The sequence below is a fragment of the Pseudomonas sp. AB6 genome, assembly GCF_034314105.1.
Taxonomy (GTDB): Bacteria; Pseudomonadota; Gammaproteobacteria; order Pseudomonadales; family Pseudomonadaceae; genus Aquipseudomonas.
The window spans coordinates 4245780-4268933 of record NZ_JAVIWJ010000001.1 but is presented as its reverse complement, the minus strand read 5'-3'; the positions used below and the strand labels follow the sequence as shown (position 1 = coordinate 4268933).

At 56.2% G+C, this 23154-nt stretch carries 26 protein-coding genes; 14 read left to right on the top strand and 12 right to left on the bottom strand.

Going from position 1 to position 23154, the window contains the following annotated elements; translation table 11 throughout:
- The first annotated feature begins 1 nt into the window (after position 1).
- From RGW60_RS20105 to RGW60_RS20075, 7 genes are all read left to right on the top strand, one after another.
- Positions 2-592 (top strand): YggT family protein, encoded by a 591-nt coding sequence (locus tag RGW60_RS20105; protein ID WP_322206231.1) that lies wholly within the window; start codon positions 2-4, stop codon positions 590-592.
- Between the two features lie 194 nt (positions 593-786).
- Entirely contained in the window at positions 787-1926 is a 1140-nt protein-coding gene (gene metX / locus RGW60_RS20100) for a homoserine O-succinyltransferase MetX (protein ID WP_322206230.1), read from the top strand.
- Positions 1927-1933: 7 nt separating this feature from the next.
- Positions 1934-2554 carry a methionine biosynthesis protein MetW gene (metW, locus tag RGW60_RS20095; RefSeq protein WP_322206229.1) on the top strand — a complete coding sequence of 207 codons (621 nt, stop codon included), beginning with the start codon at positions 1934-1936 and terminating at the stop codon, positions 2552-2554.
- 121 nt (positions 2555-2675) lie between these two features.
- Positions 2676-3110, top strand: coding sequence for a DUF4426 domain-containing protein (locus RGW60_RS20090; RefSeq protein ID WP_322206227.1), 435 nt, complete (start codon positions 2676-2678; stop codon positions 3108-3110).
- A complete protein-coding gene (rdgB, locus tag RGW60_RS20085; protein ID WP_322206226.1) occupies positions 3107-3703 on the top strand; it encodes an RdgB/HAM1 family non-canonical purine NTP pyrophosphatase in 597 nt (198 codons plus the stop codon). Before RGW60_RS20090 ends, rdgB begins: the two co-directional genes overlap by 4 nt.
- Entirely contained in the window at positions 3700-4914 is a 1215-nt protein-coding gene (gene hemW, locus RGW60_RS20080; RefSeq protein ID WP_322206225.1) for a radical SAM family heme chaperone HemW, read from the top strand. Before rdgB ends, hemW begins: the two co-directional genes overlap by 4 nt.
- A 12-nt stretch (positions 4915-4926) precedes the next feature.
- Positions 4927-5250: a DUF3392 domain-containing protein gene (locus RGW60_RS20075; protein WP_322206224.1), complete on the top strand. Its 324-nt coding sequence runs from the start codon at positions 4927-4929 to the stop codon at positions 5248-5250.
- 38 nt (positions 5251-5288) lie between these two features.
- Here the strand turns inward: RGW60_RS20075 and trmB are convergent, their stop codons facing one another.
- From trmB to RGW60_RS20055, 4 genes are all read right to left on the bottom strand, one after another.
- Complete coding sequence (gene trmB, locus RGW60_RS20070; protein WP_322206223.1) at positions 5289-6011, bottom strand: tRNA (guanosine(46)-N7)-methyltransferase TrmB; 723 nt, start codon at positions 6009-6011, stop codon at positions 5289-5291.
- Positions 6012-6021: 10 nt separating this feature from the next.
- Complete coding sequence (locus RGW60_RS20065; RefSeq protein ID WP_322206222.1) at positions 6022-6816, bottom strand: thiazole synthase; 795 nt, start codon at positions 6814-6816, stop codon at positions 6022-6024.
- A 75-nt stretch (positions 6817-6891) separates the two neighbouring features.
- Complete coding sequence (gene thiS, locus RGW60_RS20060; protein WP_322206979.1) at positions 6892-7107, bottom strand: sulfur carrier protein ThiS; 216 nt, start codon at positions 7105-7107, stop codon at positions 6892-6894.
- Positions 7108-7206: 99 nt separating this feature from the next.
- Positions 7207-7584 (bottom strand): DUF423 domain-containing protein, encoded by a 378-nt coding sequence (locus RGW60_RS20055; protein WP_322206221.1) that lies wholly within the window; start codon positions 7582-7584, stop codon positions 7207-7209.
- Positions 7585-7663: 79 nt separating this feature from the next.
- On the opposite strand from RGW60_RS20055, the gene mtgA reads away from it, so the two are divergent.
- Positions 7664-8374: a monofunctional biosynthetic peptidoglycan transglycosylase gene (gene mtgA, locus RGW60_RS20050; RefSeq protein ID WP_322206978.1), complete on the top strand. Its 711-nt coding sequence runs from the start codon at positions 7664-7666 to the stop codon at positions 8372-8374.
- 98 nt (positions 8375-8472) lie between these two features.
- On the opposite strand, the gene rpoH is transcribed toward mtgA, so the two are convergent.
- The 4 genes from rpoH to ftsY all read right to left on the bottom strand — a co-directional run bounded on the left by rpoH (position 8473) and on the right by ftsY (position 12605).
- Positions 8473-9327, bottom strand: coding sequence for an RNA polymerase sigma factor RpoH (gene rpoH, locus RGW60_RS20045; protein WP_322206220.1), 855 nt, complete (start codon positions 9325-9327; stop codon positions 8473-8475).
- A 112-nt stretch (positions 9328-9439) separates the two neighbouring features.
- Complete coding sequence (gene ftsX / locus RGW60_RS20040; RefSeq protein WP_322206219.1) at positions 9440-10468, bottom strand: permease-like cell division protein FtsX; 1029 nt, start codon at positions 10466-10468, stop codon at positions 9440-9442.
- Positions 10465-11136 carry a cell division ATP-binding protein FtsE gene (gene ftsE / locus RGW60_RS20035; protein WP_322206218.1) on the bottom strand — a complete coding sequence of 224 codons (672 nt, stop codon included), beginning with the start codon at positions 11134-11136 and terminating at the stop codon, positions 10465-10467. The genes ftsX and ftsE overlap by 4 nt, the downstream gene beginning before the upstream one ends.
- The gene (gene ftsY, locus RGW60_RS20030) at positions 11133-12605 is read right to left on the bottom strand and encodes a signal recognition particle-docking protein FtsY (protein WP_322206217.1); all 1473 of its coding nucleotides are present in this window, start codon (positions 12603-12605) and stop codon (positions 11133-11135) included. Before ftsY ends, ftsE begins: the two co-directional genes overlap by 4 nt.
- 299 nt (positions 12606-12904) lie before the next feature.
- Here ftsY and RGW60_RS20025 point away from each other — a divergent pair, with 299 nt between their 5' ends.
- From RGW60_RS20025 to RGW60_RS20000, 6 genes are all read left to right on the top strand, one after another.
- Complete coding sequence (locus RGW60_RS20025) at positions 12905-14260, top strand: pitrilysin family protein (RefSeq protein WP_322206216.1); 1356 nt, start codon at positions 12905-12907, stop codon at positions 14258-14260.
- Entirely contained in the window at positions 14253-15716 is a 1464-nt protein-coding gene (locus RGW60_RS20020) for a pitrilysin family protein (RefSeq protein ID WP_322206215.1), read from the top strand. The genes RGW60_RS20025 and RGW60_RS20020 overlap by 8 nt, the downstream gene beginning before the upstream one ends.
- Positions 15716-16297, top strand: a complete 582-nt coding sequence (gene rsmD, locus RGW60_RS20015; protein WP_322206213.1) for a 16S rRNA (guanine(966)-N(2))-methyltransferase RsmD — start codon at positions 15716-15718, stop codon at positions 16295-16297. The genes RGW60_RS20020 and rsmD overlap by 1 nt, the downstream gene beginning before the upstream one ends.
- Positions 16298-16484: 187 nt before the next feature.
- On the top strand, positions 16485-17531 hold the full coding sequence (locus RGW60_RS20010) for a hydrolase (protein ID WP_322206212.1): 1047 nt from the start codon (positions 16485-16487) through the stop codon (positions 17529-17531).
- A 69-nt stretch (positions 17532-17600) separates the two neighbouring features.
- The gene (locus tag RGW60_RS20005) at positions 17601-18326 is read left to right on the top strand and encodes an AzlC family ABC transporter permease (protein WP_322206211.1); all 726 of its coding nucleotides are present in this window, start codon (positions 17601-17603) and stop codon (positions 18324-18326) included.
- A complete protein-coding gene (locus RGW60_RS20000) occupies positions 18323-18646 on the top strand; it encodes an AzlD domain-containing protein (protein WP_322206210.1) in 324 nt (107 codons plus the stop codon). Before RGW60_RS20005 ends, RGW60_RS20000 begins: the two co-directional genes overlap by 4 nt.
- Positions 18647-18685: 39 nt before the next feature.
- Here RGW60_RS20000 and RGW60_RS19995 read toward each other — a convergent pair whose 3' ends face one another.
- The 4 genes from RGW60_RS19995 to RGW60_RS19980 all read right to left on the bottom strand — a co-directional run bounded on the left by RGW60_RS19995 (position 18686) and on the right by RGW60_RS19980 (position 23127).
- On the bottom strand, positions 18686-19540 hold the full coding sequence (locus RGW60_RS19995) for a sulfurtransferase (protein WP_322206208.1): 855 nt from the start codon (positions 19538-19540) through the stop codon (positions 18686-18688).
- 41 nt (positions 19541-19581) lie between these two features.
- Positions 19582-20253: a TetR/AcrR family transcriptional regulator gene (locus tag RGW60_RS19990; RefSeq protein ID WP_322206207.1), complete on the bottom strand. Its 672-nt coding sequence runs from the start codon at positions 20251-20253 to the stop codon at positions 19582-19584.
- A 299-nt stretch (positions 20254-20552) separates the two neighbouring features.
- Positions 20553-21185 carry a LysE family transporter gene (locus RGW60_RS19985; RefSeq protein ID WP_322206206.1) on the bottom strand — a complete coding sequence of 211 codons (633 nt, stop codon included), beginning with the start codon at positions 21183-21185 and terminating at the stop codon, positions 20553-20555.
- 28 nt (positions 21186-21213) lie between these two features.
- On the bottom strand, positions 21214-23127 hold the full coding sequence (locus RGW60_RS19980) for an ATP-binding cassette domain-containing protein (RefSeq protein WP_322206205.1): 1914 nt from the start codon (positions 23125-23127) through the stop codon (positions 21214-21216).
- Positions 23128-23154 lie beyond the last annotated feature (27 nt).

Genomic DNA, 23154 nt, shown 5'->3' with positions numbered 1-23154 from the left:
TATGAATGCACTCACTGGCGCCATGACTTTCGTTATCCAGACCCTGGTCAGTCTCTACCTCGCTATTGTCTTGTTGCGCTTCGTTTTACAACTGGTCAAAGCCAACTTCTACAACCCGCTCTGCCAGTTCGCGGTGCGTGCTACGCAGCCGCTACTCAAGCCTATTCGTCGGATTATCCCTAGCGTGTTCGGGCTGGACACTTCATCCCTTTTGCTGGCGATCATTGTCCAAGCGCTATTGATGGCCTTGGTACTAGCGATGACCTACGGTGCTATTGGCGATATCCCACACTTGTTGATCTGGTCGATCATCGGCGTTACGTCGCTGTTCCTGAAAATCTTTTGGGTAGCGATGATCGTCATGGTGATCGTTTCCTGGGTCGCACCCGGCAGCCATAATCCAGCGGCAGAATTGGCCTACCAAATTAGCGAACCCGTATTGGCGCCCTTCCGTCGCCTGGTCCCGAACCTCGGCGGCATGGATATTTCGCCAATATTCGCCTTTATCGCGATTCAAGTGATCCAATCCTACGTGATGCCAGCGCTGGCTTCTTACGTAGGGATGCCTGAAGTGTTGTGGCGCCTGATCTGATATTGCATTGACCGCGCTGGAGCTGCCGAAGGCTGTAATCGGCCGAGGACCGGTTGGTGCGGTTTACGCCTGAAGGCTGTTCCGGCCTCAATCGCCGCCTTTGGCCCCACATTGAAGAATGTGCATGGCGCTTTGCTTGCCGGTAGGGGCAGCGGTCTTTAGACTTACGCCTCATTTACGCGAGAGCAGGATCGATGCCTACGGTCTTCCCCCCCGATTCGGTTGGTCTTGTCACGCCGCTACTGGCGCATTTTAGCGAGCCGTTGGCGCTGGCCTGCGGTCGCTCGCTGCCTGCATACGACTTGATTTACGAAACCTACGGCCAGCTCAATGCTGCAGGCAGTAACGCAGTGCTGGTGTGTCACGCACTCTCCGGTCACCATCATGCGGCGGGTTTCCATAGCGTCGATGAGCGCAAGCCAGGCTGGTGGGACAGCTGCATTGGCCCCGGAAAACCTATCGACACGCACACGTTCTTCGTCGTCAGCCTGAATAACCTTGGCGGTTGTAACGGTTCCACAGGTCCAAGCAGCGTTAATCCCAAGACGGGTAAGCCGTTCGGCGCCGACTTCCCAGTACTGACTGTCGAAGACTGGGTCAACAGCCAGGCACGTCTCGCTGACAAGCTGGGTATTGCGCAATGGGCAGCAGTGGTCGGCGGCAGCCTGGGCGGCATGCAAGCATTGCAGTGGACCATTAGCTATCCCGAGCGGATTCGTCACTGCCTGGCAATTGCTTCGGCGCCTAAGTTATCTGCACAAAACATTGCGTTCAACGAAGTGGCACGGCAAGCGATTCTCTCAGACCCCGAGTTTCATGGCGGTTACTTCCAGGAACATGGCGTCATCCCTAAACGCGGCTTGATGCTGGCGCGAATGGTTGGGCACATCACTTATTTGTCCGATGATTCCATGGGCGAGAAATTCGGCCGGGGCTTGAAAAGCGAAAAGCTTAACTACGATTTTCACAGCGTCGAGTTTCAGGTTGAAAGCTATTTGCGCTATCAGGGAGAAGAGTTCTCCGGTCGCTTTGACGCCAACACCTACTTGTTGATGACCAAGGCGCTAGACTATTTCGATCCGGCAGCGAGCCACGGCGATAACCTTGCAGTAACCCTCGCAGGGGCCAAAGCCGACTTCTGCGTAATTTCTTTCACCACCGATTGGCGCTTCTCGCCAGCCCGTTCTCGGGAACTGGTGGATGCGCTGATGGCCGCCAAAAAGAATGTCTGCTACTTGGAGATCGACGCACCCCAAGGCCACGACGCCTTCCTGATCCCGATCCCACGCTACCTGCAGGCCTTCACCAGCTACATGAACCGAATTGCACTTTGAGGAAACCATGAGAGCCGACCTGGAAATCATCCAAGACTGGATCCCTGCCGGTAGCCGAGTGCTTGACCTCGGTTGCGGTGACGGCGAACTGCTAGCTTGGCTGCGCGATAACAAACAAGTCACCGGCTACGGCCTTGAAAACGACGCCGACAACATTGCACTGTGCGTGGGTAAGGGCGTCAACGTCATTGAGCAGGACCTGGACAAAGGCCTCGGCAACTTCGCCAGCAACAGTTTCGACATCGTAGTCATGACTCAAGCGCTGCAAGCGGTGAGTTACCCAGACCGAATTCTCGACGAAATGCTGCGCGTAGGTCGTCAATGCATCATCACCTTCCCCAACTTTGGTCATTGGCGTTGCCGCTGGTATCTGGCGAGCAAGGGTCGGATGCCGGTCTCGGATTTTCTGCCATACACTTGGTACAACACGCCGAACATTCACTTTTGCACCTTTGAAGACTTTGAAGCGCTTTGCCGTGGCCGCGACGCACGAGTAATTGACCGACTGGCCGTCGATCAGCAGCATCGTCACGGCTGGGCCAGTAAGCTATGGCCTAATCTATTGGGCGAGATCGGCATTTATCGCGTCAGCAGCCCTGGTCTGCAAGACCATCAGATCGCGATATAACCCGAGTAACCTTTTTCTGCAGGAGCCAGCTTGTGGACAAAGCGCCAGACCTGACACAACCGTCAGCCCTCTAGCCGGCAAGCTGGTTCCTAAAGAGTCCTCGATAACAAGGAGAATATTCATGCGCCGCTTAGCCCTGTTTATCTGCGCTATATGCCTAGCTTTACCAGCCATTGCCGCTGATTACGCCAAACCTGAACGTAAAGAAGTCTTCGGCGATACGACCTTACATTACAGCGCGATCACCTCCAGTTATTTGCAGCCGGATGTGGCCGCCGCAGCCGGTTTGATCCGGAGCAAAAATCAAGGCGTGCTGAACATCGCGGCGGTTAAGGGTGGAAAAACGGTGGTCGCGAATATCACCGGGACGGTGAAAGACCTGACTGGGCGTAACCTGACCCTGACGTTCAAGCAGCTCGCAGAAAACGATGCAGTGTATTACATCGCGCAATTTCCAATTGAACAGCAGGAAACGCTGACCTTTTCTATCAACGTCAAAGCTGGTGAAGACACCCACAGCTTCAGCTTCGATCAAGAACTTTTTCCAGGCGAATGATGAACTTGACGCAACTCGTATTGGCTAGCCACAACGCTGGCAAACTCAAAGAGCTCCAGGCCATGCTTGGTGGGTCCGTGCACCTGCGCTCAATCGGTGAATTCAGCGAAATTGAGCCGGAAGAGACGGGTCTGTCATTCGTCGAAAACGCGATTCTCAAGGCGCGCAACGCGGCGAAAATTTCCGGGCTGCCTTCGTTGGCCGATGACTCGGGACTGGCTGTCGACTTTCTGGGTGGCGCGCCGGGGATCTATTCGGCTCGCTACGCTGATGGCCAAGGCGATGAAGCCAACAACGCCAAATTGCTAGAGGCACTCAAAGACGTGCCCCTAGACCAGCGCCATGCGCAGTTCGTTTGCGTCCTGGCATTGGTTCGCCACGCCGACGACCCGTTGCCAATACTGTGTGAGGGCCTGTGGCATGGGCGAATTTTGACAGCCGCCAGCGGCGAACACGGCTTTGGCTATGACCCTCTGTTTTGGGTGCCTGAACGCGATTGTTCCAGCGCCGAACTCAGCGGCGTCGAAAAAAATCAGCTCAGCCACCGCGCTCGCGCCATGTTGCTATTGCGTCAGCGCCTGGGTTTGCAATGACTCAGGATCCGTCCGTACAGCTGCTTTTTTTGGGCGAAGCCGGATTTTCGTCGCAAGCGCCTCGGATCGCCCTGCCGCATCTACCACCCTTGGCCCTTTACGTTCATATCCCTTGGTGCGTGCGCAAATGCCCATATTGCGACTTCAACTCGCACACGGCCAGCCCGGTATTGCCGGAGCAGGAATACGTTGATGCATTGCTGGCGGACCTTGACCAAGACTTGCCACAGGTTCATGGACGCGAGCTGAGTTCGATCTTTTTTGGCGGCGGAACCCCGAGCCTGTTTAGTGCTAACGCCCTGGGCCGCCTCCTCAAAGGCGTGGAGCAGCGCGTTCGTTTCTCCAGCGAAATCGAAATCACCCTGGAAGCCAATCCCGGCACGTTTGAGCAAGCCAAATTCAGCGCCTATCGTGGCTTGGGCATCAATCGACTGTCCATCGGCATTCAGAGTTTCCAAGAAGAGAAGCTCAAAGCGTTGGGACGTATTCATAACGGCGACGAAGCGATTCGCGCCGCCGATATGGCGCGCAAGGCCGGTTTTGATAACTTTAATCTAGACCTGATGCATGGCTTGCCCGATCAGTCGCAAAACGACGCGCTAAGCGATTTACGCCAAGCCATCGTACTGGCACCTACTCATCTGTCTTGGTACCAACTGACGCTTGAGCCCAACACGGTGTTCTGGAATCAACCACCGATCCTGCCAGAAGACGATGTTCTCTGGGACATTCAAGAGGCCGGGCAGGCGCTGCTGGCTGAACACGGTTACGCCCAATACGAAGTGTCGGCCTACGCCCAACCGGAAAAAGCCGCGCGGCATAACCTGAATTACTGGAGCTTCGGCGACTTCATCGGGATAGGCGCGGGTGCTCACGGCAAACTTAGCCATCCAGACGGCCGTATCGTGCGCACCTGGAAAACCCGGCTGCCCAAGGACTACCTGAACCCGGACAAAGCCTTCAAGGCGGGAGAGAAACTGGTCAGTCTCGAAGAAATGCCCTTCGACTTCCTGATGAACGCGCTGCGCCTGACAAATGGCGTCGCCTCCGAGCTATTTCCCCAACGTACCGGTCTAAGCCTCAGCACCCTGGCCGGCGCCCGGCAACAGGCCGAACAGCGTGGTCTTATGAACCCTGACCCGACGCGGCTGGTCGCAAGCGCGCAAGGCCAATTGTTTCTAAACGACCTACTGCACTATTTTTTGACCTAAGGACTTTCTTGCATGGATCTTGTACTCGACCTGCTGGCCACCGTTTCGCGCTGGAGCCGCAGTAACCTTTCCGAAATTTCGTTGGCGTTGGTCGGTTGCCTGTTGGTGTTGTTCGGCGCGGACATAAAAGGCTGGATCGATGGGCGCATCAGCGGCTTGGCTGGTGCGTTACGGATACCGGTGATGGCGTTGCTGTGCACCATCGGCAGCGGAGCTGCGTTGATTTATGCTACCCCATGGGTAATTCGTGGCCTGAGCCAGTTCAACAACTACAGCTTGGCGCCAGTGTTGTTGGTGGTGTTGGTATTGATCGGGGTAATTGCAGATCGCCGCTAAGTGCGGCGCCTACAACGATTCGCCCTACAGGGTGATCATTAAAGCTTTTTGAACTTCAAATCCCACACGCCGTGCCCGAGCTTTTCACCGCGGCGTTCAAACTTGGTGATAGGGCGTTCGGTTGGGCGTGGCACGCATTTACCGTCTTCGGCCTGATTGCGATAACCCGGCGCGACGTTCATCACTTCCAGCATGTATTCGGCATACGGCTCCCAATCAGTGGCCATGTGCAAAATACCGCCGACCTTCAGCTTGCTACGCACCAGCTCAGCGAAGTCGGGCTGCACGATGCGGCGTTTGTGATGGCGGCTTTTATGCCACGGGTCCGGGAAAAACAGCATCAAGCGGTCGAGGCTGTTATCGGCGATGCAACGGTTGAGCACCTCAATGGCGTCGCACTCGTAAACCCGCACGTTGGTCAGGCCCTGAGTGAGTACGCCGTTGAGCAGCGCACCGACGCCGGGGTGATGTACTTCAACACCTATAAAGTCGTGCTCAGGCGAGGCTGCTGCCATTTCCAGCAACGAATGGCCCATGCCGAACCCGATCTCCAGCGTGCGCGGGGCAGAACGACCAAATGCCTGATCGAAATCCACGGGCGCATCCATCAGCGGTAGCACGAACAGCGGGCGACCTTGGTCGAGGCCACGCTGCTGGCCTTCGGTCATGCGCCCCGCACGCATGACGAAACTCTTGATGCGGCGGTGTTGGCGCTCTTCGCCTTCTTCCGGGATCGGTGCAGCTTCTAACGAATCAGTCATCAACGGGCTCTTACTTGATCAGACCATCCAGCGGCGAGGAGGCGCTGGCATAAAGTTTTTTTGGCATCCGCCCGGCGAGGTACGCCAAGCGACCGGCGACAATCGCGTGCTTCATGGCTTCAGCCATCATCACCGGATTTTGCGCGTGGGCGATGGCAGAGTTCATCAGCACGGCTTCACAGCCCAACTCCATGGCGATGGTCGCGTCGGATGCCGTACCGACACCTGCGTCGACCAGCACCGGTACTTTGGCTTCTTCGAGGATGATTTGCAGGTTGTACGGGTTGCAAATACCCAAGCCGGTACCAATCAGACCCGCTAGGGGCATGACCGCGATGCAGCCGATTTCAGCCAACTGGCGGGCAATGATTGGATCATCGCTGGTATAAACCATGACGTCGAAACCGTCTTTGACCAGAATCTCTGCGGCCTTGAGGGTTTCGATCACGTTGGGGAATAAGGTTTTTTGATCGGCCAATACTTCGAGCTTCACCAGATTCTTGCCATCGAGCAATTCACGGGCCAGACGGCAGGTGCGCACGGCTTCGACGGCGTCATAGCAACCAGCTGTATTGGGCAGGATGGTGTAACGATCCGGCGGCAGGATATCCAATAGGTTCGGCTCGCCCGGGTTCTGCCCAAGATTCGTTCGGCGAACGGCGACGGTCACAATTTCGGCGCCCGAAGCTTCAATCGCCAGACGGGTGGACTCCATATCCGGGTATTTGCCAGTACCGACCAACAGGCGCGACTGGAATGTACGCCCGGCCAGGACGAAGGGCTTGTCGGTGCGAAAGTTGTTCATCGAAAATCCTCTTCAGGGTTGAGGTTCGTGCAAGTTTTAAACTGGGTTAGACGGCCGCTGGTGGCTCGGCGCAGATTAACCGCCGCCGATAGCGTGGACCACTTCAACCTGATCGCCTTCGCGCAGGGTCGTGGAAACATGCTGGCTGCGCGGGACAATATCCATATTGAGTTCGACCGCAACTCTGCGTCCTGTCAGGTCCAGAAGGACTAGCAACGCCGCGACGGATTCGCCATCGGGCATCTCAAAAGACTCACCGTTCAACTGAATGCGCATGCGGGCAGCAGCCATCATTTTAGGGGCAAGCATTCTAGCCCGATCAGTACGTATGACCAAGGCAAAGCCGAGCCATTGGTCTCAAGCTGGCCTTGAGAGTCAGGACTGCATGGTTTAAACACCACCCAAACGCCACGCCGTTAGACCGAGCAAAGCCCAACCGACCAAGAACGCCAAGCCGCCAAAAGGGGTGATGATGCCGAGCTTGCTGACACCCGTCAGCGTTAACGCATAGAGACTGCCGGAAAACAGCAGAATGCCGATGGCAAACGAGATCCCTGCCCACGTCACCAAGCGGCCGGGAATCTGGATGGCAATTAATGCGACTGCAAGCAAGGCCAGGCTGTGAATAAGTTGGTACAGCACGCCCGTATGGAAAATTGCCAAGTACTCGGCGCTGAGCCGGTTCTTCAGCCCATGTGCCGCGAACGCGCCGAGGGCAACACCGGTAAAGCCAAAAAAAGCGGCTAACATCAAAAAGCCACGAAACATGTCGAACTCCAGTCAACGGTTGTCATTTGCTCAGGGTCTGTATAATGGCCCGCCCAACAGCTCCGGCCAAGCCATCTCTATGCTGCGCGTCCTCTTTAGTCGCCTCGTCAAAGTCCTGTTCTGGTTCGCAACGGCTAGTATCGTACTGGTATTGATCTTTCGCTGGGTGCCTCCGCCTGGCACCGCGCTCATGGTTGAAAGAAAGATAGAATCCTGGTCCGACGCCCAGCCGATCACGTTGCAGCGCACTTGGCAGCCGTGGGACAAGATCTCCAACGACCTCAAAGTGGCTGTGATTGCGGGAGAGGATCAGAAATTCGCCGAACATTGGGGCTTCGATGTCGAGGCGATTCAAGCGGCTATAGCGCATAACGAACTCGGTGGCTCGGTGCGTGGCGCCAGTACGTTAAGCCAGCAAGTGTCGAAAAATCTGTTTTTATGGTCGGGCCGCAGTTGGCTGCGCAAAGGGCTGGAAGTGTGGTTCACCGGCTTGATCGAAGTGTTTTGGTCCAAGCAACGGATTCTTGAGGTTTACCTCAATAGCGTCGAGTGGGACGACGGGGTGTTCGGTGCTGAAGCGGCAGCGCGGCATCATTTTGGTGTGAGCGCAGCTGCGCTGTCTACGCAACAAGCCAGCGCCCTCGCCGCCGTATTGCCCAACCCCCGCGAATGGAGCGCTAGCCATCCCAGCAGCTACGTGTCGCGTCGCGCGAGCTGGATTCGCCAGCAGATGCGTCAGTTGGGTGGGGATGACTATCTGGTGGGGTTGAACCATAGCCGCAAGTTTTAAATACCAAAAACCGGGGCTCCTACAGATATTGATACGACGTACACAAAAAACGCCCCGATCATCTCTGAACGGGGCGTTTTTGTGTGTCGAGTAGCGGTTTACGCAGCGATCGACAGTTTCAGCTTATTCATAGCGCTTTTTTCCAGCTGACGAATACGTTCGGCGGAAACGTTGTACTTCTGTGCCAAGTCGTGCAGCGTAGCCTTCTCTTCAGCCAACCAGCGCTGATAAAGAATGTCGCGGCTGCGATCGTCCAGAACTTCCAGCGCTTGATGCAAATTGGCGTTGGAGGTATCGGTCCAGTCGGAGTCTTCCAACTGGCGGGCCGGGTCGTAACGGTGGTCTTCGAGGTAATTGGAAGGCGACTGAAAAGCACTGTCGTCATCCGCTTCAGCAGCCGGGTCGAAGGCCATGTCATGGCCCGTCAAACGACTTTCCATCTCACGCACTTCGCGGGGCTCTACACCGAGGCTCTCCGCCACACGATGGACTTCTTCGTTGTTCAGCCAAGCCAGACGTTTTTTCTGACTGCGCAGATTGAAGAACAACTTGCGCTGCGCCTTGGTTGTGGCGACTTTGACAATGCGCCAATTGCGCAGGATGAATTCGTGAATTTCTGCTTTGATCCAATGCACGGCAAACGACACCAAACGCACACCCATTTCAGGGTTGAAGCGTTTGACGGCCTTCATCAAGCCAACGTTACCTTCCTGAATCAGGTCAGCCTGGGCCAGACCATATCCAGAATAGCTGCGTGCGATGTGTACAACAAAACGCAGGTGGGCGAGGACCATCTGACGAGCAGCCCCAAGATCCTGCTCATAATAGAGACTCTCAGCCAGTTCACGCTCGTGTTCAGGCGTCAGCAATGGAATGCTGTTGACCGTCTGCACGTAGGCCTCCAGATTTGCGCCTGGAACTAATGCATAAACAGGTTGTAAAGAAGTGGTCATACGAAAAAAACCTCCGACTCACATGACATGTGCAGTTCAGCACTGCGAAATTGACCGGGGAACCAGTAGACAAGTTCCCGAAACCGCTGAATGTGTCAACACAAGGTAAAAATTAACGAGGCGCCAGCTCTCTTAAGTGACGGGCTACCGCAATCCAAGCACCGATATACCCTAACAACACGGCTCCAAGCAAGAGAGACAGACCATCGGCTGCAGGTACGCCGGCCAGAGAGAAGTCACTTCCGTACAAACCGGCGAGTCCAATTACAGCATCGTTTAACCAATTCAACCCATAAGCAAGTACGCCCCAAGACAGAAAACCTGCCCCTAAGCCATACAGCGCGCCCATATACAAAAAAGGTCTACGTACATAACTGTCTGTACCGCCCACCAATTTGATAACTTCGATCTCGGTTCGGCGATTTTCGATGTGCAAACGAATTGTGTTACCAATTACCAAAAGCAGCGCCAATACCAGCAATACCGTTAGGCCGAAAACAAAACGATCACCCAGCTTTAAAATCGCGGCCAACCGCTCAACCCACACCAGGTCGAGCTGAGCCTGTTGCACCTTGGGTAGTTGCGCAAGGCGACCGCGCAACGCTTCGAGCGCTGGTTTATCGACTTCCTGCGGCGTGACTAACACCACACCCGGAAGTGGGTTCTGCGGCAGCTCCTTAAGGGCTTCACCCAATCCTGATTGCTGCTGAAACTCAGCCAACGCCTGATCACTGTTGATGTACTCCGCGTCGGCAACGCCGGGCATGCCTTTAATCTGTTCACGCAGTTGCTCGCCATCACTGACGTCAGCATCAAGCTTTAAATAAAGTGAGATCTGCGCCGCACGCTGCCAGGAGCCGCCTAGCCGCTCAACATTGCTTAGCAGCAGCGACAATCCCATGGGTAAGCTCAGCGCAATGGCCATCACCAGACAGGTAAAAAAACTGCCAATTGGCTGTTTGCCCAGACGCCGCAAACTATCAACCATGCTTGAGCGATGCGCTTCGAGCCACGCATTCAACTGTGCGCTGAAATCGGGGCCATCGTCGTCATCGTGCTGCTTTTTCTTTTTCTGCGGCGCCGGTTCGGCGGCCTTGGGTGAAACCCGCTCCGATACTTTTGGGGTACGTGTAGCACTCATACCGCCGCCTCCCCGTCACCGATCAATCGACCGCGTTGCAGGGTCAGCATACGATGACGCATCCTTGCAATCAGCGCCAAGTCGTGACTGGCGATCAACACGCTGGTGCCGAGACGGTTGATATCTTCGAACACGCCCATGATTTCGGCTGCCAGTCGTGGATCGAGATTACCGGTCGGCTCATCCGCCAGCAGTAAGGCTGGGCGGTGGACAATGGCTCGAGCTATACCGACGCGCTGTTGCTGGCCGGTGGATAAGTCGCCAGGGTAGAGATCGGTTTTGTCGGAGAGCGCAACGCGCTCCAAGGCCGAATCGACGCGTTTTGTGACTTCGCCTTTGGACAAACCCAGGATTTGTAAAGGCAAGGCAATGTTATTGAACACCGTACGGTCAGACAACAATTGGTGATTCTGAAAGACCACCCCTATCTGGCGACGCAAATAAGGAATCTGAGCGGTGCTGATTTTCCCTAGATCCTGGCCTGCAAGTAACAGCTTGCCAGTGGTGGGCCGCTCCATCGCCAGCAATAGGCGCAACAACGTACTTTTACCCGCCCCCGAGTGGCCGGTGACGAATAAGAATTCACCGCGACGGACTCGAAAGCTCAGCTCGTGCAGACCCACATGACCATTTGCATAACGTTTTCCGACTTGTTCAAAACGAATCATGTGCGCTCCCGCTCGGCAAACAGAGCTTGAACAAAGGGTTCGGCTTCAAAAGTGCGTAAATCGTCGATGCCTTCACCGACGCCGATATAACGGATCGGCAACCCGAATTGCTTGGCCAGCGCAAAAATAACGCCGCCCTTGGCCGTGCCGTCGAGTTTCGTCAGCGCCAAACCGGTCAGGGTCACGGTCTGGTGGAATTGCTTGGCCTGATTGATCGCGTTTTGCCCGGTGCCGGCATCCAGCACAAGCAAAACCTCATGGGGCGCCTCAATGTCAAGCTTGCCCATGACCCGGCGAACTTTTTTCAATTCTTCCATCAAGTTGTCTTTGGTATGCAAACGGCCAGCAGTATCGGCGATCAACACATCGATACCCCGTGCCTTGGCGGCCTGCACCGCATCGAAGATAACCGAAGCCGAGTCAGCGCCAGTATGCTGGGCGATGACTGGAATATTGTTGCGCTCGCCCCACACCTGCAATTGCTCCACGGCCGCTGCGCGGAAAGTGTCGCCAGCCGCCAGCATGACCTTCTTGCCTTCGAGCTGAAGTTTCTTCGCCAACTTGCCAATGGTAGTGGTTTTACCCGCGCCGTTGACGCCCACCACCAAAATCACAAATGGCTTTTGCTGACCGGTGATTACCAGCGGCTGTTCAACCGGCTTGAGCAGTGCGGTCAGCTCGTCTTGCAAGGATTTATAAAGGGCGTCACTGTCGGTCAACTGCTTGCGCGCGACTTTTTGGGTCAGGCTTTGAATGATCACGGACGTGGCTTCGACGCCCACGTCAGCGGTCAATAAGCGGGTTTCGATTTCTTCGAGCAGGTCATCGTCAATGGCCTTTTTGCCGAGAAACAAGCTGGCCATGCCCTCGCCAAGACTGGCGCTGGTTTTCGACAATCCCTGTTTGAGACGGGCGAAAAATCCTATTTTGTTGGCTTCGGTGGGTGCCGATTCAACCTCCAGTGCGGAAAGTGAAACGGGCGCCGCAACGGCGAGTGCTTCGACGACGATAATCGGCTCAGACTTGACCGGTGCTTCAGAGACGATGACCGGCTCGGGTACCGGCACCGGGTCAACCGCAACTAGCGGTTCAGCGATCACTCCAGGCAGCGGCTGCACGGTTGAATTATCCTGCGGCGCGATCGCGGGCGTTACGTGGGGTTCACGCTCGTCAACCAAAGCAACGGACTCTTCTGCAACCGGCAACACCAGCCAGGGTTTGGGCGCAAGGCTTTCGGGCGGATGCGCTTGTACCGCAGGATCGAGCAGAGTCCCAGGCTCTAACTGCGACGCGAATGACGGATCAACGGCCACCTGAGCCTGGTCGATGGCCGGCTCGGGCGCTGCTGAAGTTTCGTCTTGAGGCTGATCGGCAGCGGTTTCCTGCGGCTTTTTGCGCAGCCAACCGAATAGGCCTTTCTTCTCTGCAGCCGGAGCTGAGGTCTTCTTGTCGTCATTGGAACCAAACATGGAGGACGGCTATCTCAAGGTAGCGACGCGCCATAACGGCGGGTCTGGAAGTTCTGTCAATGCGAAACAGACTGCTTTTGACCCGCCTTGTTCACACTCAGCTATAGATAAGCAAAGAATAAACGGGCCTGAAAACGTCATTTCTGCGGATTTGTCGGCGCTCAATCAGCTACTAAAACACAAGTAACAACACAAGAACTGCTCTAGCCGTGGTCGGCAGCCAAACGGACCCGTATCCTAGCACCTCCGCGCCCGCCTACGCTAAGTTCAAGCAGGCCGCCTCACAGGTTCAAACACGAATGAATGCTTTCTCCCGCCGCGCTGCAGGCCTGCTGTTCAGCGCGGTTTGTCTGCCTTTTTCAGCACTGGCCGCAGTTCCGCAATCTACCCACGAATTCACTTTGGATAATGGCCTTAAAGTCATCGTTCGCGAAGATCACCGCGCCCCCGTGGTGGTTTCCCAGGTGTGGTACAAAGTCGGCTCCAGCTATGAAACTCCCGGCAAGACCGGTTTGTCCCACGCCCTTGAACACATGATGTTCAAAGGCAGTAAGCACGTCGGTCCTGGCCAAGCTTCGTTGATCCTGCGTGACCTCGGCGCACAAGAAAACGCTTTCACCAGTGACGACTACACCGCCTATTACCAAGTATTGGTTCGTGATCGTCTGGGCGTAGCCTTCGAATTGGAAGCAGATCGGATGGCCAGCCTGTTATTGCCGCCCGAGCAATTTATCCGCGAAATCGAAGTAATCAAAGAGGAGCGTCGGCTGCGCACCGATGATAAGCCCATTTCGAAAGCCTTCGAGCGCTTCAAAGCAATGGCTTTTCCCGCCAGCGGTTATCACACCCCGACCATCGGCTGGATGGCCGACCTCAATCGAATGGACGTCGCCGAACTGCGCCATTGGTATCAATCCTGGTACGTACCGAACAACGCCACGCTGGTAGTGGTTGGCGATGTGCAGCCTGATGAAGTGAAAGCCTTGGCGCAACGCTACTTCGGTCCAATCCCCCGTCGGGAGACACCGCCCTCGAAAATTCCGCTGGAACTGGCCGAACCCGGTGAACGGCTCATTACCCTACATGTACAGACTCAACTGCCAAGCCTTATATACGGCTTCAATGTTCCAAGCATGGCCACCGCCGAAGACAAAAGCTTGGTCAATGCCTTGCGCCTGATTTCCGCATTGCTCGACGGTGGCTACAGTGCCCGTATCCCCTCACGTCTGGAGCGTGGCGAGGAATTAGTGGCGAGCGCCTCATCGAGTTACGACGCTTTCAGCCGTGGCGATAGTCTGTTCATGATCAGCGCCACGCCTAACCTGCAGAAAAATAAAACCTTGGCCGATGTCGAGGCAGGTATCTGGCGCCTGCTGGATGAATTGAAAACTACCCCGCCTACCTCCGCTGAACTGGAACGGGTCCAAGCCCAGGTGGTTGCAGCGCTGGTCTTCGAGCGGGACTCGATCAGCAGTCAGGCCAGCACCATTGGCGAACTTGAAAGCGTCGGCTTGTCGTGGAAACTCATCGACCAAGAACTGGACGCGATCAAACACGTCACCCCAGCCGATATTCAAAAAGCTGCGCGCACTTACTTCATCCGCGAACGTCTTAGCGTTGCGCACGTTTTGCCTGAGGAGAAAAAACATGATTGAGCACAAGGCTATGCATTTGACTGTGGCCACGGTGCTGGGTCTGTTCATCACGCTCTCGGCCAAAGCCAATGACCCTGCGCCCGACACAATGGCTCCGGCCTACACTCTGCAATCGTTGAAAGAACTCGACGGCAAGCCGCCAGCCCACCGCAAGATGAACATTCAGACGTGGAAAACCTCTGAGGGCGCCAAGGTCATGTTTGTTGAAGCTCCCGAGCTGCCCATGTTCGACATGCGCCTGATTTTCGCCGCAGGCAGCAGCCAGGATCAGGGCATTCCCGGTATTGCTGTCTTGACTAACGCCATGCTCAACGAAGGCGTGCCAGGAAAAAATGTCGGCGCCATCGCTGAAGGCTTTGACGGTTTGGGCGCGAACTTTGGCAATGGCGCTTATCGCGACATGGCGGTAGTTTCGTTGCGCAGTCTAAGCGCCTTGGATAAACGCAAGCCTGCGCTAAAGCTGTTCGCCGATATAGTGGGCAAACCGACGTTTCCTAAAGAGTCGTTGGTACGGATCAAAAACCAATTGCTGGCCGGGTTTGAATATCAAAAACAAAACCCCGGCAGGTTGGCCGGCAACGAACTTTTTGAACGTCTTTATGCAGAGCACCCTTACGCGCACCCAAGTGAAGGTACGGCTAAAAGCGTGACCCCGATTACCGTTGCGCAACTCAAAGCGTTCCACGCCAAGGCTTACTCAACGGGCAATGTGGTGATTGCGCTTGTAGGCGACCTGTCTCGATCAGAAGCCGAAGCTATAGCGGCTCAGGTATCCGCCGCATTGCCTAAAGGCCCTGCATTGCCAAAAATAGCCGAACCTGTGGCACCAATAGCGGGCGAAACCCACATCGAGTTCGCCTCCAAACAAACCCACTTGATGCTCGCGCAGCTGGGAATTGACCGTAATGACCCGGACTATGTCGCGCTGACATTGGGCAATTCGATACTGGGCGGCGGAGGTTTCGGCAGCCGCCTGATGACTGAGGTGCGTGAGAGACGTGGCCTGACCTATGGTGTTTCGTCAGGTTTCACGCCAATGGAAGCCCAGGGTCCGTTTTTGATTGCTTTGCAAACTCGCGCTGAACTCAGCGAAAACACGCTTAAACTGGTTCAGGGCATCGTGCGAGACTTTCTCGCTACAGGTCCGACCCAGAAAGAACTGGACGACGCCAAGCGCGAATTGGCCGGCAGTTTCCCACTGTCCACGGCGAGCAATGCCGAGATTGTTGGCCAATTGGGCGCTATCGGTTTCTATGATTTACCGCTGACGTTCCTTGAAGACTTCATGCAGAAAGCCCAGAGCACCACGGTCGAGCAGGTCAAAACGGCGATGAACAAGCACCTGAGCGCGGACAAAATGGTAATTGTTACCGCCGGTCCGACCGTCGCGCAAAAGGAGTTACCGCCCCCAACAGATAACCCCGTCAAGCAGCTGCTTGGCGTACCGGAGCATTAATGGCTAATCCAAGACCTAAGGGCCACAACGGCCTGGGTCAACTGCGCATCATCGGCGGCCAATGGCGCAGCCGTCGCCTGACTTTCCCTGACGCTCCCGGTCTGCGCCCTACGCCAGATCGCGTGCGTGAAACCTTGTTCAACTGGCTGGCGCCGACCATCGAAGGCGCTCGTGTCCTCGATCTGTTCGCAGGCAGCGGGGCGCTGTACCTTGAGGCGCTGTCCCGTGGCGCGAGCATGGCCTTGGCCCTAGACTCCAGCGGCGGGGCCATCGCCAGCCTGCGGCACAATTTAACCGCCCTCGACTGCACGACTGGGCAGTTGGTCCATACCGATGCATTGCGCCATTTGGAAGGCCAGCCTGCCGAGCAATTTGATGTAGTGTTCCTCGACCCGCCCTTTCACCAAGGCTTGTTGCCGACAGCCTGCGCGCTGCTGGAAGAGCGCAACTGGTTGGCCGATGAAGCGTTGGTCTACACCGAAAGCGAGATACCACCGGCAACTATTGGCGTCCCCGGCACTTGGCGCTTGCACCGCGAGAAGAAAGCGGGTCAGGTTTATTACGCGTTGTGGCAGCGGTAATTGACAGCGGTGTGCCTGGCGCACCGCTTCAAAGCGATACTCAAGGAGCAAATTGTTGGCGACACCTCGTGTTAGGCAAACCGCGTTATACCTCTCAATACACTGGCTCTTACAGTTGGTCAAAAACCTCCGCACGCCGTTCCACAGTTGTGGCAACGTAGCGATTAAGCAGTAACCGTGAATCGCCATGAGTAATAACGTGCCTATCCGATCTGCTTTGCCAACGCCCGCCGAACGCTTTATCCCTGCCTTGGGCTTGGGAAATCCGCACCTGCAAACTTTATGGGGGCCGCTGTGGCGCAAAAAAGCGCGAATTGAGCGTGAACGTGAGCGGATGTGGTTGGCCGATGGTGACTTTCTTGACCTCGATTGGTACGGCCCGCACGAAACGGATACCCCGCTGGTGCTGGTGTTGCACGGCCTGACCGGGTCATCGAATTCGCTATATGTACTGGGTTTACAGCAGGTGTTGGCCTGGCAAGGCTGGGCCAGTGTGGCGTTGAACTGGCGCGGTTGCTCCGGGGAACCTAATCTGCTGCCACGCAGCTACCACTCCGGCGCCAGCGAGGATCTTGCCAGTGTTGTCGCTCATATCCGTGCCAAGCGACCATTGTCGCTGTTGTACGCAGTCGGCTACTCCCTCGGTGGCAACGTCTTACTCAAATACCTCGGGGAAGAAGGCGTAAACAGCGAGTTACAGGGCGCCGTCGCGGTTTCAGTACCGTTTCGTCTGGATCAAAGCGCGGATCGGATCGGCCAAGGTTTTTCCAAGGTCTACCAGGCGCACTTCATGCGCGAGATGGTCGCCTACATCCGAGACAAACAGCGGCGTTTCCAGCACGAAGGGCTAAGCGAAGGATTGGCCGAGCTTTCAGCGCTGGGGTCGCTGGAGAATATGCGTACGTTCTGGGATTTTGATGGTCGGGTCACGGCGCCGCTGCACGGGTTTGTCGATGCCAAAGACTATTACCGCCGTGCTTCCAGCCGCTATTTTTTAGGAGAAATCCGCACGCCCACGCTGATTATTCACGCGGCCGATGATCCCTTCGTGTTTCTTCACAGCGTGCCAGACCCCAACGAACTGTCATCGAGCACACACTTCGAGCTTCATGCCCGAGGCGGACATGTCGGGTTCGTTGAGGGTTCGCTGAGAAACCCCAGCTATTACCTCGAACGGCGGATTCCGTCCTGGTTGAGCACGGCTCATGGCGTGGGTTCGCAGGTCGCTGATTGATCTAAGCGCACAATCGTTCAAGACGCGCTTTTCTAGACCGCCTACTATTGCGGGCTCAAGGAGCGACCCATGTCCCGTTATCAACTTTTTTCCCGAGGCCTTCGCGACAGCGCTCCAATGCTGGTTGGCATTGCGCCTTTTGGCATTATTTTCGGCACCCTGGCCGGGGCAGGCGGATTATCGCTGTGGCAGGCGGTTGGCATGTCGCTGTTCGTCTATGCCGGTTCCGCGCAATTCATCGTCGTCAGCCTTATGGGCGCAGGCGCCAGTGCGGTGGTGATTTTGCTGACCACCTTCATCGTCAACCTGCGTCACGTCCTGTACAGCGCTACGCTGCAACCGCAGGTGAATGAGCTACCCCAGCGCTGGCGCGTAGTGTTGGCGTTTTGGCTGACCGATGAAACCTTTGCGGTGGTTCAGCGTTATTACCTGGTGCACGGCCGCTCCACGCTCGCGCACTGGTATTGGCTCGGTGTCGCCAGCGCGCTGTACACCTGCTGGGTCGGCAGTTCCTTGGTGGGCGTCTTGTTTGGCGAAGCCGTTCCGAATATGGCCAGCTGGGGGTTGGAGTTCGCCATGCTCGCAACTTTTATCGGCATCGTCGTGCCCTTGCTGCGCAACCGACCGCAAGTGGCGGCGGCGCTGGCGGCAGGCGCGGTAGCACTGATCACACATGCCTGGCCGTACAAACTCGGATTGATGGCGGCGGCCTCCTGCGGCATAGCGGTAGGCGTTCTGCTGGAACGTCGGTGCACCGAGCAAGCCGACACGTCTAGCAACGAGGTGCATTCGTGAGCTATTGGTGGCTGATCCTCGGCATGACCTCGATTACCTTTTTGATGCGTTACAGCTTGTTCGCCTGGCCGAATTTGCGCTTCCCGCCGGTGGTTCGCCAAGGACTGCATTACGTGCCAACCGCCGTGCTTACCGCGATTGTTGTGCCCGGCATGCTCCTGCCTGACGGCGAACATTGGCAACTGACCCTGAACAACGCATATTTGCTGGCAGGATTAGCCACCATTGCCATCGCCGCCCTCAGCCGTAATTTACTGGCATCAATTGGTGGCGGATTGCTGGTGTTCTTCCTGCTGCGCTGGGCGCTGGGGCAAATCTAAAAAAACACCGACATCTGTAGAAAGGTGAAGTGGCACTGATCAAGCACCCGTGGCGATTTTATGGGTCGGGTCGGTTATCCACTCGCTCCACGATCCGGCGTACAGCTTGCCCATCGGATAGCCCGCCAAGCTCAGTGCGAAGAGGTTATGGCATGCCGTCACCCCTGAACCGCAGTAAGCCACCAAATCCTCGGGTGAGCGGTCTTCCAGTTTTGCCGCGAAACGCCGCTTGAGTTGGTCGACCGGCAAGAAGCGCGCATCCGGCCCAAGGTTCTCGTTGAATGCGGCACACACTGCGCCGGGAATATGGCCGGCGACGGGATCGATCGGCTCGACTTCGCCCCGAAAACGCGGTTCGGCGCGAGCATCGATTAATGTCATTTCCGGCTGGCCAAAACGCGCTTGCAACGCTTCTGCGCTTACTAGCAGCGACTCGTCTGCATGCCCGGTGAACGCTCCCTTTTGAACGTCGGGCACATCCAGACTGAGTTTTTGACCCGCCGCATGCCAGGCTTTCAATCCGCCATCAAGCAAATACAAGCCATCGCGCTTGCCCAACCACACCAACAACCACCAGGCCCGCGCGGCGAATGCACCGGGAGCATCGTCGTAAAGCACGATGTCGCTGTCCTGATTAACGCCCCACGCCTGCAAGCGCCGGGTCAAATCAACCGGGTTTGGCAACGGATGCCGGCCGGTTACACCCTTAGTCACGGGACCGCTAAAGTCACGTTCCAGATCCGCAAACAGCGCACCGGCAATATGCCCTTCGGCATAGCTGCTGTGGCCATATTCCGGGTCTTCCAAGGCGAAGCGGCAATCCAGAATCACCAACCCTGGTTCCCCCAGACGGGCAGCCAGTTGTTCCGAGCTGATCAATTGCGCAATAGACATGACAGGCTCCTCTATGGAAAAAGTTGATTCAAACCCAGGCATCAGCTCATTTCTTGCAGCGCCCGGTTCAACGGCACATAAAATTCTTCGCACAATGCATTCACTGCACCGCGTGCGTGTGGGGTGACATAACCCAACTCCAACATCAACACTTGGTAAACGCCTCGCCGCAGGGCTTCTTCACTGAGCCGCGTGGCATTTTCGGTTGTGGTGCATAGAAAGCGCACCCACGAGGTGAGGATAATCCAGACGTTCAGGGTCAGCGATTCAATCTGCACTTTGTCCATCTGCAGAATGCCAGCTTCGACAAACCCGCCATAGATCGCCATGCCGTGAACCATGCAGCGCTGGGAAAACCGCCTGTAGCGCGCGGCCAATTCTGGATCGGCTTCCAGAAAATGCTCCAGGTCACGGTGCAAAAAACGATAGCGCCACATGCCGTCGAGCAGCTCTCGTAGATAAAAGCGCTTGTCTTCAAGACCAGGCAAACGGCCTTTAGGCAAGCGCAAAAAACTGTCCACCAGCGTTTCATATGCAGCAAACAGCTCAGCGATAATCGCCTGCTTATTGGGAAAGTGGTAATACAGATTGCCCGGAGAAATCTCCATGTGCGCCGCAATATGGTTGGTGCTGACGCTTCGCTCACCCTGCTGATTGAACAGCTCTAGACTGATATGCACGATACGCTCACGGGTTTTAATGCGGGGAGCCATGTTTAGGTCGACCGGGAAGACGGGATGGAATGAGCAGGATCTTAACGCAACCGCTGCGAGCGTACCTATTCTGGGAAGAACTTGCAGGAGCGCGCTCGACCGCAGCCGTTAAACGATCCGGCGATTCAACTTACAGTCGGACCAAGCCACCTATTGGGCTTGCCAATGAAAGCGCAATGAAAGCGCCCGCGTTTTTCTTTGGAAATCAGCGAGAGAATGACGGGCGTTCGCAAGCGAGCCAATCCCTCGCTGTCTGCGGCAATATGCGTTGCCGTACCGGCGCTGGGAGGGTCTGCGGGTCAGATCGTGACGCGGTGGATAGTTGCTAAAAAGGCAGCAGCGCCTACGAACAGCCCAGCGAAGGTACGGTTCATGCGGCGCTGTTGTTTAGGTGTGCGCAACAACCTTAGTACCCGCGATGCCAGACCGGTATATCCCGCCATGACCGTCAGATCCACAACAACCATGGTCACAGAAATAATCAAGTATTGGGCTAGCAAAGGCCGAATCGGATCAATGAACTGCGGCAGGATTGCCAGCATGAACACCAGCGCCTTCGGATTACTGATGTTCACCAGAAATCCGCGCATCACCAAGCTCAGTGGACGACCGATCGGACTGACCGCATCGTCATTGGCCATGTCGATCGCCAAGGCACGCCATTGTTTGACGGCGAGGTAGACCAGATAGAACACGCCAAACCATTTGATCAGACTGAACGCCAATGCAGATGTTGCGAGAACTGCGCCCAGCCCAGCGGCAACAATCGCGATTTGCAGTACCAAAGCAACTTGCAGGCCGAGGGCGTTCCAGTAACCGCGCCAAAAACCGTAGCGCAAACCGCATGACATTGACGCAATAGCGCCGGCACCCGGAGACAGGCTGATCACCCAACAAGCGGCGAAGAAGGCCAGCCACGTTTCAAGTAACATCTCTCACCTCAGCAGTATATGAAGGCAGCTATGAGGACAGCGCTTCCAACTCGGCCTGCATGCTTTCCAGCAGCTCTAGCGCTTCCATCCAGGTTTCTTCCAACTCAGCTTCCCGAATTTTCAACTTGGCCTGATCGGCCAGCAAGTCGCGCAGTTTGTCTTTGTTCGCCGCGTCGTAATTCGTGCTATCGGCCAGCCCCGCTTCTACCGTGGCAAGCTTTTCATGCAGTGTACCGAGGTCGCGTTCGAGCTTATCGGCCTCACGCTTGTGCGGCGCCAGCTGTTGACGTAAAGCCGCGGCCTGTTGGCGCTGGGCTTTTTTGTCGGTCTTATCAGGATTGACCGGCGTGTTGCTGACCGGTGCGTTGCGCAGGCGATAGTCCACCAACCAGCGAGCGTAATCTTCAAGATCGCCGTCGAAGGTCTGCACCAAGCCATCGGCCACCAGCAAGAAGTCATCTGTGGTGCTCTTAAGCAGGTGTCGATCGTGAGAAACCACCAACACCGCGCCACTGAACTCCTGAAGCGCCATAGTCAATGCCAGGCGCATTTCCAAGTCCAGGTGGTTGGTCGGCTCATCGAGCAACAGCAGGTTCGGCTTGCCCCAGGCAATCAACGACAAGGCCAATCGGGCTTTTTCGCCACCGGAGAAATTCAGTACGGGTTCGTCCAAACGCGGGCCACGGAAGTCAAAACCACCGAGAAAGTCGCGTAAGGTCTGTTCACGCTCGGTCGGTGCAATACGCTGCAAATGCAGAAGCGGGCTGGCTTTGGAATCGAGGGAGTCCAACTGATGCTGAGCGAAATAGCCCACGATAAGGTTCTCGCCACGGACCAATCGGCCACTCAACGGCTCAAGCTCACCGGCAAGGTTTTTGATCAGGGTCGATTTACCCGCACCGTTAGGGCCGAGCAAGCCGATTCGAGCACCCGGTGTGAGCTGCAATTTGACCTTTTCCAGTACAGCCCTTTCGCCGTAACCCAAGCGAGCATCGGACATATCCAGCAGCGGGCTGGATATTTTATCGGACTCACGAAAGGTGAAGTCGAACGGTGAATCGACATGTGCGGCTGACAGCTCCTCCATACGCTCAAGGGCTTTCATTCGGCTTTGAGCCTGACGAGCCTTAGTGGCCTGAGCCCTAAAGCGCGCAATGAATTTTTCCATGTGCGCGCGTGCTACTTGCTGCTTGTCGTACGCCTGCTGCTGCTGGGCCAGACGCTCGGCGCGAGCGCGCTCGAAGGCGCTGTAGCCACCACGATAGAGGATGATCTTTTTCTGTTCGACATGGGCGATGTGATCAACCACTGCATCGAGAAAGTCGCGATCGTGGGAGATCAGCAGCAAAGTGCCGCTGTAGCTCTTGAGCCAGTCTTCAAGCCATAGAATGGCATCAAGGTCCAAGTGATTGGTGGGCTCATCGAGCAACAACAGGTCCGAGGGACACATCAGTGCCTGGGCCAGGTTCAAACGCATACGCCAGCCACCGGAAAAATCTCCGACCTGTCGATCCATCTGTTCGTTGGTAAAGCCCAGACCGGCGAGCAACTTACGGGCTCGGGCGTCGGCCGTGTAGCCGTCGGCACCGTCCAGCTCCGCGTGAAACCGTGCTTGAGCGGAGCCATCTTGAGCCAGCTCGGCAGCCGCCAAATCGCTCTGGGCCTGACGAAGGCGTATGTCTCCGTCGAGGACATAATCCACGGCCAGGCGATCAAGAGTCTCGATCTCCTGGCGCATGTGTGCGATGCGCCAATCGGCGGGCAGCAGGCAGTCACCAGAATCGGGAGTAAGCTCACCCCGCATCAAAGCGAAGAGGCTGGATTTTCCGGCGCCATTGGCACCGATCAGGCCGGCTTTGTGACCGGCGTGCAGCGTTAACTCGGCGTCTTCTAGCAGACGTTGCGGGCCACGCTGTAAAGTCAGGTTTTGAAGTCGAATCATAATGGCGGCGGAGTCTACCAGCTTCGT